The sequence below is a fragment of the Aeromonas sp. L_1B5_3 genome (genome assembly GCF_963866575.1).
Taxonomy (GTDB): Bacteria; Pseudomonadota; Gammaproteobacteria; order Enterobacterales; family Aeromonadaceae; genus Aeromonas; species Aeromonas jandaei.
Map to the genome: position 1 here is coordinate 170,015 of NZ_CAWMDN010000117.1, position 11,730 is coordinate 181,744.

Annotated in this window: 13 protein-coding genes and 1 tRNA gene; all 14 read left to right on the forward strand. The window is 55.5% G+C overall.

Annotation, left to right across the window (positions count from 1 at the left end):
* Positions 1-245: 245 nt before the first annotated feature.
* The 14 genes from ruvA to AACR93_RS13810 all read left to right on the forward strand — a co-directional run bounded on the left by ruvA (position 246) and on the right by AACR93_RS13810 (position 11,691).
* Positions 246-860, forward strand: coding sequence for a Holliday junction branch migration protein RuvA (gene ruvA / locus AACR93_RS13745; protein WP_041209185.1), 615 nt, complete (start codon positions 246-248; stop codon positions 858-860).
* Between the two features lie 8 nt (positions 861-868).
* Complete coding sequence (ruvB, locus tag AACR93_RS13750) at positions 869-1,879, forward strand: Holliday junction branch migration DNA helicase RuvB (protein ID WP_043849718.1); 1,011 nt, start codon at positions 869-871, stop codon at positions 1,877-1,879.
* A gap of 936 nt (positions 1,880-2,815) precedes the next feature.
* Entirely contained in the window at positions 2,816-4,372 is a 1,557-nt protein-coding gene (locus tag AACR93_RS13755; protein WP_041209184.1) for a cytochrome ubiquinol oxidase subunit I, read from the forward strand.
* An 11-nt stretch (positions 4,373-4,383) separates the two neighbouring features.
* Entirely contained in the window at positions 4,384-5,520 is a 1,137-nt protein-coding gene (gene cydB, locus AACR93_RS13760) for a cytochrome d ubiquinol oxidase subunit II (protein ID WP_043849719.1), read from the forward strand.
* A 14-nt stretch (positions 5,521-5,534) separates the two neighbouring features.
* Complete coding sequence (gene cydX / locus AACR93_RS13765; RefSeq protein ID WP_026456928.1) at positions 5,535-5,651, forward strand: cytochrome bd-I oxidase subunit CydX; 117 nt, start codon at positions 5,535-5,537, stop codon at positions 5,649-5,651.
* Positions 5,638-5,949, forward strand: coding sequence for a cyd operon YbgE family protein (locus tag AACR93_RS13770; RefSeq protein WP_043849720.1), 312 nt, complete (start codon positions 5,638-5,640; stop codon positions 5,947-5,949). Before cydX ends, AACR93_RS13770 begins: the two co-directional genes overlap by 14 nt.
* Before the next feature lie 105 nt (positions 5,950-6,054).
* On the forward strand, positions 6,055-6,450 hold the full coding sequence (ybgC, locus tag AACR93_RS13775; RefSeq protein WP_033113515.1) for a tol-pal system-associated acyl-CoA thioesterase: 396 nt from the start codon (positions 6,055-6,057) through the stop codon (positions 6,448-6,450).
* Positions 6,451-7,140, forward strand: a complete 690-nt coding sequence (gene tolQ, locus AACR93_RS13780) for a protein TolQ (RefSeq protein WP_041209181.1) — start codon at positions 6,451-6,453, stop codon at positions 7,138-7,140.
* Entirely contained in the window at positions 7,140-7,586 is a 447-nt protein-coding gene (gene tolR / locus AACR93_RS13785) for a protein TolR (RefSeq protein WP_033113513.1), read from the forward strand. Before tolQ ends, tolR begins: the two co-directional genes overlap by 1 nt.
* 5 nt (positions 7,587-7,591) lie before the next feature.
* Positions 7,592-8,716 carry a cell envelope integrity protein TolA gene (gene tolA, locus AACR93_RS13790; RefSeq protein WP_041209180.1) on the forward strand — a complete coding sequence of 375 codons (1,125 nt, stop codon included), beginning with the start codon at positions 7,592-7,594 and terminating at the stop codon, positions 8,714-8,716.
* Between the two features lie 3 nt (positions 8,717-8,719).
* Positions 8,720-10,045, forward strand: coding sequence for a Tol-Pal system beta propeller repeat protein TolB (gene tolB, locus AACR93_RS13795; protein WP_041209179.1), 1,326 nt, complete (start codon positions 8,720-8,722; stop codon positions 10,043-10,045).
* A 49-nt stretch (positions 10,046-10,094) separates the two neighbouring features.
* Positions 10,095-10,619, forward strand: coding sequence for a peptidoglycan-associated lipoprotein Pal (pal, locus tag AACR93_RS13800; protein ID WP_033113510.1), 525 nt, complete (start codon positions 10,095-10,097; stop codon positions 10,617-10,619).
* Between the two features lie 12 nt (positions 10,620-10,631).
* Entirely contained in the window at positions 10,632-11,441 is an 810-nt protein-coding gene (ybgF, locus tag AACR93_RS13805; RefSeq protein ID WP_042032553.1) for a tol-pal system protein YbgF, read from the forward strand.
* 174 nt (positions 11,442-11,615) lie between these two features.
* Positions 11,616-11,691 (forward strand) — tRNA-Lys (locus AACR93_RS13810).
* Positions 11,692-11,730: the final 39 nt, after the last annotated feature.

Genomic DNA, 11,730 nt, shown 5'->3' on the forward strand with positions numbered 1-11,730 from the left:
TTCCTTGATGTGTTGCACTATCAGGTGCCGAATAAGTCTAATCAGACAACGCCATGTTTGCCAAAGATGCGGAGTCGGCTACCGGTTATCCCGTGCCTGAAAAAGCACAGGATCAAGCATGGTGGATCTTCCATAAAATGCCTCTCCGATGAGCCGCCACCGATAGGGCAATGCTGGATACTTATCCAGTTATTCTTTATGCTATGAACCAATTTACGAATTGCTGTACTGGTGAGGAGAGAGCCGTGATTGGTCGCTTGAGAGGCATTGTCATTGAAAAGCAGCCCCCCGAGGTTTTGCTGGAAGTGGGTGGCGTTGGCTACGAGGTGCAGATGCCAATGAGCTGTTTCTATGATTTGCCGGAAATCGGCAAGGAGGCGACCATCCACACCCATTTTGTGGTGCGTGAGGATGCCCAGCTGCTCTATGGTTTCAACCACAAGCAGGAGCGGGCGCTGTTTCGCGAGCTGATCAAGACCAACGGGGTCGGCCCCAAGCTGGCGCTGGCGATTCTCTCCGGTATGACGGCCAGTCAGTTTGTCATCTGTGTCGAGCGTGAAGAGATAAGCTCACTGGTCAAGCTGCCAGGGGTGGGCAAGAAGACGGCCGAACGGCTGGTGGTGGAGATGAAGGATCGTCTGAAGGGGTGGGTCAGCCATGATCTCTTCTCCCCGGCAGCAGTCACCTTGCCATCGCGCGAGCCGGAACTGCGAGCACCGGATGCAGCGGAAGAGGCGGCAAGCGCCCTGGTGGCGCTCGGTTACAAGCCGCAACAGGCGAGCCAGATCGTCAGCAAGATCGCCAAAGATGGCATGTCGGTGGAAGATATCATCCGCGAATCCCTGCGTAGTCTGGTGTGAGGTAGCAGATGATTGAAGCAGATCGTCTCATTTCGTCCAGTGCCGCCCGCGAGGACGACATTATCGACCGTGCCATTCGCCCCAAAAAACTGGCGGACTATACCGGTCAGGATGCCGTTTGCGAGCAGATGGAGATCTTTATCGAGGCGGCGCGGCAGCGGGGGGAGGCTCTCGATCACCTGCTGATCTTCGGCCCGCCGGGTCTGGGCAAGACCACCCTCGCCAACATCGTTGCCAACGAGATGGGGGTCAACATCAAGACAACCTCTGGCCCCGTATTGGAGAAAGCGGGTGATCTGGCTGCATTGCTCACCAACCTCGAACCACACGATGTGCTCTTCATCGACGAGATCCACCGCCTCAGCCCGGTGGTGGAAGAGGTGCTCTATCCGGCGATGGAGGATTACCAGCTCGATATCATGATCGGGGAGGGGCCGGCGGCCCGCTCCATCAAGCTCGATCTGCCCCCCTTTACCTTGATCGGTGCTACCACCCGGGCCGGCTCTCTCACCAGCCCGCTGCGGGATCGCTTCGGCATCGTGCAACGCCTCGAGTTCTACAACGTCAAGGATCTCACCGATATCGTCTCCCGCAGTGCTCGCTGTCTGGGGCTCGACATGACAGAAGATGGTGCCGTTGAGGTCGCTCGTCGCTCTCGCGGCACGCCGCGGATTGCTAACCGCTTGTTAAGACGGGTGCGCGACTTTGCCCAGGTCAAATCCGATGGCCGGATCGATGGCCCCATTGCTGCGCGGGCGATGGACATGTTGGACGTCGATAACGAGGGGTTTGATTTTATGGACCGCAAGTTATTGTTGGCTGTGATAGACAAGTTTATGGGGGGCCCGGTGGGTCTCGATAACCTGGCGGCGGCTATCGGTGAAGAGAAAGATACCATTGAGGATGTACTGGAGCCCTATCTGATCCAGCAGGGCTATCTGCAGCGTACCCCAAGAGGGCGGATAGCGACTACGCGGGCATATGCTCATTTCGGCCTTCAGCGACCTGATGAGAAGTAAGAAAACAGCTGCTTGAGTAAAAAACCGCCACATAAGGCGGTTTTTTGTTATCCGGGCAAAAAAAAGCCCACGGCGGATGCGGTGGGCAAAGACAATTCAGGATGGATGTTCACAGACAGTGAGTGCGTCTGGACACAGACCGGAAAATAAACAGGTGAGCCGTCGCGAGCTCTCAGAGTCGGTTCAGTTGATAGAGCTGAACAAAGGAAAGCTTGTAGTAACGGATGGTTTTAGCAACAAACTTTTTCATCTTCGATTCCAATAGTCAGGTTCAAAATGATGGTCGAATACGTACCGTGAACCCCGATTAACCGGCCTGTATCCAAGGGTATGCCCTCACTGCGAGGCGCATTGTAGGAGTTCGAATCGGCGTGGGCAAACAAGAAAAATTGCACCGTTCAGATTAGTTTATCTAATTTATTTTTCGACTGGTTTGGCTCGCATGAGTATGCATTTTTAGCAGTATTAAATTGCGTTTTTCAGAGCAGGAGTCAGTTGCGAATAACATAAGAAAAAGAAGCTTGGCTCCATTTTTCAAATTAAATGAAGGCATTGTTGGCTAAATAATTAAATTGATTTAAATCAATAAATTACTGTTTTTGTTATTCTGTGATCTGACTCATGTCATCAGACGTTAAATAGTTTAAAAATGCCTTTTGCGGTCATCTTTTGCGGGTGCTTTTACATTGATTTCAATCAAATAAAGGTGATATAAAACCACAGTCATCATGGGCGAGAATAAATTCCAGCTGGTTGTTTTATAAATGTTAAACATTAGCTTTCTTTGTTCTCAGTTATTGCCTTGTTGTTAATGCTGGTTGTTAGTAATGGGGTTTTGTTGTGAGTGCTCATGGCGGGACCCATTTGATAGCCATCAACGGAAGCTTTGTGCTTAAAACTTAAAATAGCCGTGCCAATAATCGGTGAGGAAACATCATGATTGCTGAGCATGTGGTCGACCTATCGCGGTTCCAGTTCGCTGCGACGGCCCTTTATCACTTCTTGTTTGTCCCCCTGACGCTGGGAATGACCTTCATTCTCGCGATCATGGAATCTGTCTATGTTATGACCAACAACCCCATCTACAAGGACATGACCAAGTTCTGGGGTAAGTTGTTCGCCATTAACTTCGCCCTCGGGGTAACGACCGGTTTGACCATGGAGTTCCAGTTCGGAACCAACTGGGCTTACTACTCCCACTATGTTGGCGATATCTTCGGTGCCCCGCTGGCTATCGAAGGTCTGATGGCATTCTTCCTGGAATCTACTTTCGTCGGCATGTTCTTCTTCGGTTGGGATCGCCTGAGCAAGCATCAACACCTGGTTGCGACCTGGTTGATGGCGCTGGGTACCAACCTCTCTGCCCTCTGGATCCTGGTTGCCAACGGCTGGATGCAGAACCCGGTCGGTGCCGAGTTCAACTTCGAATCCATGCGGATGGAGATGGTGAGCTTCGCAGACCTGGTGTTCAACCCGGTTGCTCAGGTCAAGTTCGTCCACACCGTGGCGGCTGGCTATACCTGTGGCGCCATGTTCGTTCTGGGCATCTCCTCCTACTACCTGCTGAAGAATCGTGATGTGGCCTTTGCCCGTCGCTCTTTCGCCATCGCGGCCGCTTTCGGTATGGCTTCCATCCTCTCCGTACTGGTGTTGGGTGACGAGTCCGGTTACGAGACCGGTGAAGTGCAGAAGGTGAAACTGGCTGCCATCGAAGCCGAGTGGGAAACTGAGCCTGCTCCGGCTGCCTTCACCCTGTTCGGTATTCCGAATCAGGAAGAGATGCGCACCGACTACGCCATCAAGATCCCCTATGCCATGGGCATCATCGCGACTCGTTCCCTTGATACTCAGGTCACCGGTCTCAAGGATCTGAAGAGCGAGCACGAACTGCGCGTGCGTAACGGTATGACCGCTTACGATCTGTTGACCAAGCTGCAGTCTGGCGACAAGTCTGACGAAACCCGCGCTCGCTTCGATGAAGTGAAGCAGGATCTGGGTTACGGTCTGCTGCTCAAGCGCTACACCAGCAATGTGACCGACGCTACCGACGAGCAGATCAAGGCTGCCGTGGATGACTCCATCCCGCAGGTACTGCCGCTGTTCTTCGCTTTCCGCATCATGGTTGCCGTCGGCATGCTGATGTTGGTGCTGATCGGTATGGCCTTCTATGACAGTGCCCGTCACCAGATCGGCCAGCGCAAGTGGCTGCTCAAGGGTCTGCTGTGGGGTATTCCGCTGCCGTGGATCGCTATCGAAGCTGGCTGGTTCGTTGCCGAATATGGTCGTCAGCCCTGGACCATTGCCGAAGTGCTGCCGACCTCGGTCTCCGCTTCCAATGTGCCTGCCGCTGAAATCTGGTTCTCTCTGATCGGTATCTGCTTGTTCTACACAGTGCTGCTGGTGATCGAGATGTACCTGATGTTCAAGTTTGCCCGCCTCGGCCCAAGCAGCCTGAAGACCGGCAAGTATCACTTTGAACAGCTCAAGGCATAAGGAGAGTGACCATGTTTGATTACGAAACTCTGCGTGTCATCTGGTGGGTACTGGTCGGCGTACTGCTGATTGGCTTCGCCATCACTGACGGCTTCGACATGGGGGTGGGTGCACTGCTCCCCTTCGTCGGCAAGAAAGATATCGAGCGTCGCGTCATGATCAACTCCATTGCCCCCCACTGGGACGGCAACCAGGTGTGGCTGATCACTGCGGGTGGCGCTCTGTTCGCAGCCTGGCCGCTGGTTTACGCAACTGCGTTCTCCGGCTTCTATGTGGCGATGATCCTGACCCTGATGGCGCTCTTCTTCCGTCCGGTCGGTTTTGACTACCGTTCCAAGCTGGAGAGCCCGAGATGGCGCAACAACTGGGACTGGTGTCTGTTCATCGGTGGTGCGGTTCCGCCCATCGTGTTCGGCGTCGCGTTCGGTAACCTGCTGCAGGGCGTGCCGTTCGAATTCAACCAGTTCCTGATGTCCACCTATCACGGCAACTTCTTCGGCCTGCTCAACCCGTTCGGCCTGCTGGCCGGTATCGTCAGCCTCAGCATGTTCCTGGCTCAGGGCGCGACCTGGCTGATGATGAAGACCGAAGGTGAAGTGCTGGCGCGCTCCCGTACCGCCGCCATCGGCAGCTCGCTGCTGCTGCTGGTGCTGTTCGCGGTGGCTGGCTGGTGGGTTAGCGGCATGGAAGGCTATGTCATCGTCAAGGCTGCGGCCAACGATGCGGTCTCCAACCCGCTGGGCAAGGAAGTTGTGCTGCAGGCTGGCGCCTGGATGAACAACTACAACCTCTACCCGTGGATGATTGCCGCGCCGGTACTGGGTCTCTCCATGAGCCTGCTGACTGCGCTGTTCGCCATGCTGAACAAAGGTTGGGTAGCGTTCACTACCTCCTCCCTGGCGATGGCTGGCGTGATCCTGACTGCCGGTTTCTCCATGTTCCCGTTCGTGATGCCCTCAAGCCTCGAGCCGTCACAGAGCCTGACCATGTGGGATACCACTGCCTCTTTCAACACCCTGCAGGTGATGACAGTGGCCGCAGCTATCTTCGTACCGATTGTGCTGGGTTACACCATCTGGACCTACATCAAGATGTTTGGCCGGGTGACCAACAAGCACATCGAAGATAACCAACATTCGGCCTACTAAGAGGAGCCCTGATAATGTGGTATTTCACCTGGATCCTGGGTCTGCTGCTGGCCTGTGCATTTGGCATCATCAATGCGCTGTGGTTGGAACATACCGAGAACATGGATCGTCAGATCGATGAGGATAAGTGATCGACTGGCCAGGCTGGCGGCTCCACTGGAGCGCCAGCCATGGCAAGGGTTGATGTTGCTCGCGGCGGCCTTGTTGGCCGTCGCTATTTTGCAGGCCCCCAATCTGATAGCCGCCAACACCAGCAGCCACGGCCACTGGTTGTCGTTCTGGCTGATGTGGGCAGTCTGCTGCGGCATCCTGAACGGACTCGGCTTTCATCTGAAAAGCGTGTTCGGGCGGATCCTGTTCAACCCCTGGCTCGCCTGGCCCAGTTTGATGTATGGCCTTTGGCTGACACATTCATATTTCCTCTCATAAAAAACAGGGGGAGGCAGGATTTCCCTGCTTCCCCCTGCTTCTTTCCTATTCAGCCCTGCGCTATGATAGCCCCCCATCTGACTGTCGAATGGATCACAGATTGTTATGGGGGAAGTCCATGAGTTTCCGGTGCGTGTCTATTACGAGGACACCGACGCCGGGGGCATCGTCTACAACGCCAATTATCTCAAGTTTATGGAACGTGCTCGCACCGAGTTCCTTCGTGCCAAAGGGGTCGAACAGGACGTCTTGCTGCAGGAGGGATATGCCTTCGTCGTGAGTCGAACAGAGATCGATTTCCGCTCGGCGGCCCGTTTTAATGAACTTTTGAATGTGTTAACGCAAGTGACTGAAGTGAAACGCGCATCCATGCGTTTTTCACAGCAGATCCTGGCGGCTGATGGACGACTGGTCACTCAGGCCATGGTACAGATAGCCTGTGTCAGTCATCCGCAAATGAAACCTGTTGCAATACCTGTAAATGTGAAGGGAGTGCTGTAAGTGCACGCTGAAATTTCGTTTATTGGCCTGTTTTGGCAAGCCAGCCTGTTGGTAAAACTGGTCATGATGACCCTGATGAGCATGTCGATTGTCTCCTGGGCGCTGATTATCCAACGCTCCAAGGCGATCAAGGCTGCCAATATCGCATCTGAGCAGTTTGAAGACCGCTTCTGGTCCGGGGTTGATCTCAACCGCCTCTATCAGGAGTCCTCTTCCCGCCGCGATGACATCGAAGGCATGGAAGATATCTTCTACTCCGGTTTCAAGGAGTATGCCCGCTTGCTGAAGGCCGGCGCCCGCGGTCAGGATGCGGTGATGGACGGTACCTACCGTGCCATGCGCGTCTCTCTCTCCCGTGCGGTGGACGATCTCGAATCCAACCTGCCCATCCTGGCGACCATCGGCTCCATCAGTCCCTATATCGGCCTGTTCGGTACCGTATGGGGGATCATGAACGCCTTTATCGCTCTGGGTCAGGTACAGCAGGCGACCCTGCAGATGGTAGCCCCCGGTATCGCGGAAGCGCTGATCGCTACCGCCATGGGTCTGTTTGCCGCCATCCCGGCCGTTATCTTCTACAACCGCTTCTCCAACAAGGTGGAAAAGCTGGAGAACGCCTACGCCAACTTCATGGACGAGTTCACTACCATTCTGAACCGTCAAATTGCACAGCAGCAGGGTGATCAGTAATGCAAACCTATCAGCGGATCCGGCGCAAGAAGGTGGCCGAGATCAACGTGGTTCCCTATATCGACGTCATGCTGGTGCTGCTTATCATCTTTATGGCGGTAACGCCGGTGATCACCCAGGGTGTCAAGGTCGACCTGCCGCAGGCGGAATCCGAGCAGTTGCCGGAAGATGCCAAGCCGCCCTTCATCGTCAGCGTCAACACCGATGGCGAATATGTCATCAAGGCTGGCGAAGCCGAGGATGAGCCGGTACCAAGCGGCACACCCGAAGCGATGCAGCAGTACATCACCGAGAAAGCCATGGGCTATCTGGCCATCAACCAGAACGCTCCCGTGGTGGTGGCCGGTGACAAGTCGGTGCGCTACGAAGAGGTGATCCTGTTGATGGTGGCCCTCAAGAAAGCCGGTGTTCCTCAGGTTGGCCTGATGACTGATCCGGTGAATTGACGGAGATGGATGTGAAGCGTGGTATTTCCGGTTATCTCATCGCATCGTTTCTGCTGCACCTGATCATCGGCATCATCCTGTTTGTCGGTCTCGACTTCAGCAAGCCGAAGCGGCCCGAGTCGCAGGGGCAGATCGTCAATGCGGTGATGCTGGATAGCGAATTCCTGGCCCAGCAGGCGCAACAGATCCAGCAGCAGAAGGCTCAGCCCAAGGCTGCACAGCAACAGCAGAAGAAAAAGGAAGAGGCGGAAGAGGCCAAGCGCGAGCTGGCCGAGCAGCAGGAGCGCCTGCGTATTGCCGAGACCAAGCGCAAGCAGGCCGAAGAGGCGACCCGCAAGGCAGAAGCCGAAAAGCAGAAGAAAGAGGCTGAGCAGAAGCAGGCGGAAGAGAAGGCCCAGAAAGCCGAGGAAGCCCGCAAGCTGGAAGAGCAGAAAGCCAAGAAGGCAGAGGCCGAGAAGAAAGCGGCGGAAGATGCCAAGGCGCTCGCGCTGAAGAAAAAGAAAGAGCTCGAGAAAAAACAGGCGGAAGAGAAAGCCAAGGCCGAAGAGGCCAAGGCCAAGAAAGCGGAAGCCGAGAAGAAGGCCAAAGCCGAAGCTGAGAAAAAAGCCAAGGCAGAAGCCGAGAAGAAAGCCAAAGCCGAGGCCGAGAAGAAGGCCAAGGAAGAGGCTGATAAAAAGGCAAAAGCTGACGCAGAGAAAAAAGCCAAAGCCGAAGCCGAGAAGAAGGCCAAGGCGGATGCCGAGCGCAAGCGCAAGGCAGAAGAGGCCAAGCTGCAGAAAGAGATGGAAGCCATGATGGAGCAGCAGATGGCGGCTGAAGCCAATGCGCGCAGTCAGGCTGCATCGGCGGCAGCCAAGGGGGAAGTCGACAAATATGCGGCACTCATCAAGGCCACTGTTGAGCGTTATATGATTTTGGATCCCACCATGCGGGGCAAAACATGTACTATCGGCGTACGTCTTGCGAGCAGTGGCTTTGTCATTTCGGTGGATAACGGCCAGGGTGACCCGGCGGTATGTCGTTCCGGTAAAGCGGCCGTATTGAAGGCCAACCAGTTGCCGGTGCCGAAGGATCCTGCGGCATTCGAGATGTTGAAGGAATTTAACCTCAAATTGGAACCGAGTATTTAAGCCATGATCAGAAAAGTGTTTTTTGCTTTGGTTGGTTGTTTGCTGCTGGGCCAGAGTGCCCATGCGGCTCTGGATATCGTCATCACTGGCGGCATTGACAGCGCTCGTCCCGTCGCCGTTGCCCCCTTCAAGTGGGAAGGCAACGGCCAGCTGCCGCAGGATATCGCGGAAGTGGTCTCCAACGACCTGATGCGCAGCGGCAAGTTCAAGCCGCTGGCGCGCAGCCAGATGCCGCAGACCCCGAGCAGCAGCAGCGAAATCAACTTCGCACCCTGGGCTGCCCAGGGGGTCGAGGCTGTGGTGGTAGGCTCCATCGCCGCCGTGGGTGACGGTACCTACAAGATCAACTTCGAACTGGTCGATGTGCTCAAAGGCCAGCTGGCCAAGGCGCAGGGTGGCGAGAGCAACGGTTACATCCTGGATAGCCGCATGGCGACCATCCCGGGTGCCCAGATGCGTCAGTTCGCCCACCGTATCTCCGACATCGTCTATGAGCGTCTGACCGGCGAGCGTGGTGCCTTCCTGACTCGTCTGGCTTACGTTTCCGTACAGCAGGGAACCCAGTTCCCGTACCAGCTGCGGATCTCCGACTACGACGGTTACAACGAGAAGACCCTGCTGCGCTCCCGCGAGCCGCTGATGTCCCCGGCTTGGTCGCCGGATGGCAGCAAGCTGGCCTACGTGAGCTTCGAGAACCAGAAATCCGAGATTTACGTGCAGGATATCTACACCCAGCAGCGCAGCCTGATCACCAGCTTCCGCGGTATCAACGGTGCGCCGGAGTGGTCTCCGGATGGTCGTCGTCTGGCTATCGTTCTCTCCAAGGACGGGTCACCGAACCTCTATGTTGTTGATGTCGCTAGCAAGCAGTTGACCAGGGTCACCACCAGCCGGGTGATCGACACCGAACCCTCCTGGATGCCGGACGGGCAAAATTTGCTGTTCACCTCTGAACGTGGTGGCAAACCCCAGATTTATAGCGTAAATTTGGCGACTGGCATGACTCGCCGGATGACCTGGGAAGGTGAATCCAACCAGGGCGCATCCATCACACCTGATGGCAAGATCATGGTGATGGTGACCCGGGTTCAAGGGCAATACCGTATTGCCCGTCAGGATATGGACACCAATGCCCAGTTGGTCCTGACTCAGAGTGCACTGGACGAGTCCCCAAGTGTGGCTCCCAATGGCAGCATGATCATTTATGCCACCATCTATCAGGGTCGTAAGAGTCTTGCGTTGGTGTCGACTGATGGTCGCTTCAAGGCTGTGCTTCCGACCAGTAGCGGTGAAATTCGTGCACCAGCTTGGTCGCCCTTCTTGAATTGATAAAAATCCAATTGTTTTTTGTTTTGTTATAAAGGTTTAAGGAAATAGCATGCAACTCAATAAACTGCTCAAGGGTTTGGCCATCGCACTGCCACTGTTCACCCTGGCTGCTTGTAGCTCCTCTTCTGATTCAGGCTCTGCTGGTGCCGAATCAGGTATGACCGACGGCATGGGCGGTGTACAAACCGGTGGCGCCAACGGCATGTTGTCCCCGGAAGAGCAGATGCGTCAGAAGTTCGAAGCGCTGCAGCGCGACAACGTCATCTACTTCCCATTTGACGGCTACGAAATCCAGGGTCAGTACGCTGATCTGCTGGATGCCCATGCCAGCTACCTGCGCGAGCGTCCGAGCGTGAAAGTACTGATCGAAGGCCACGCCGATGAGCGCGGTACTCCGGAGTACAACATCGCTCTGGGTGAGCGTCGTGCCAAGGCTGTTGCCAAGTATCTGCAAACCCTGGGTGTGCAGGCCGAGCAGCTCTCCATCGTCAGCTATGGCGAAGAGAAGCCGCTGGATCTGTCCCACACCGAGGAAGCCTTTGCCAAAAACCGCCGTGCGGTTCTGGTTTACTAAGGTTCTATACGGATGAATTTTGTGTATAAGCAAGCGGCCATTTCGATGGCCGTTTTATTTGCAGTCTCTGCCCACGCCGCGGCTCCGGTCAGCGATTTGGGGGGGGATTCCGGCGGCGTTGTCCTGAGTGGCAATAACGGCGCCATCGTGCCCACCGGTAGCCTCGAAGATCGGGTTGCCCTGCTGGAGCGCACCCTGAACGCCCGTCTGCGACTGCAAGCCGACTTGCAGCAGCAGGTCGACTCCCTGCAAGGGGAGGTCTCCGAGCTGCGTGGTCAGCTGGAGCAGCAGACCTACCAGATGGAGCAGTCGCAAGAGCGTCAGCGTCAGCTCTACCAGGAGCTGGACAAGGTGAGCAGCCAGCAGCAGGCCGCTGCTCCGGCCGCCGCCGCACCAGCTGCAGCCACCGCCGCCAATCCGGCCCCGGCCGTCAACTACTCGACCAATCAGGACGAGAATCAGGCCTACGACGCTGCCGTGAACATGGTGCTCAAAGAGAAGAACTACGACAAAGCCATTCCGGCTTTCCAGGGCTTCATCAAGCAGTACCCCAGTTCAAGCTATGTCCCCAATGCACACTACTGGCTGGGCCAGCTGTTGTTCAACAAGGGTGACCGAGCCGGTGCTGCCGCCCAGTTCTCTACCGTCGCCAACAAGTACAGCAAGTCGCCCAAGCGCGCCGATGCCCTGCTGAAGCTGGGGATGCTGTCACAGCTGGATGGCAAGAAGGCAGAGGCGAAAGCGTTCTACGAGCAGGTGATCAAGGGTTACCCCAACACCTCTCCGGCACAGCTGGCGAAGCAGAGCCTGAGCAAGCTGTAACATTGCCGTATGTCACTGTTTTCGTAACGGTACTGTAAAAACAGCCTGCATTTGTACGCACAGTGAGCAAACGGATTTAAATTACGAATTTTCTGTTGCACCGGAAATTTAAATCCGTAATATAGGCCGCCGTCAGAGCCGAAGCAGTAATGCAGTCGGTACTGGTCGTGGTGAGGGTCGTTAGCTCAGTCGGTAGAGCAGTTGACTTTTAATCAATTGGTCGCTGGTTCGAATCCAGCACGACCCACCATTTTCTCCACCACGTGGAGACAGAATTCCCAGGTCGTTT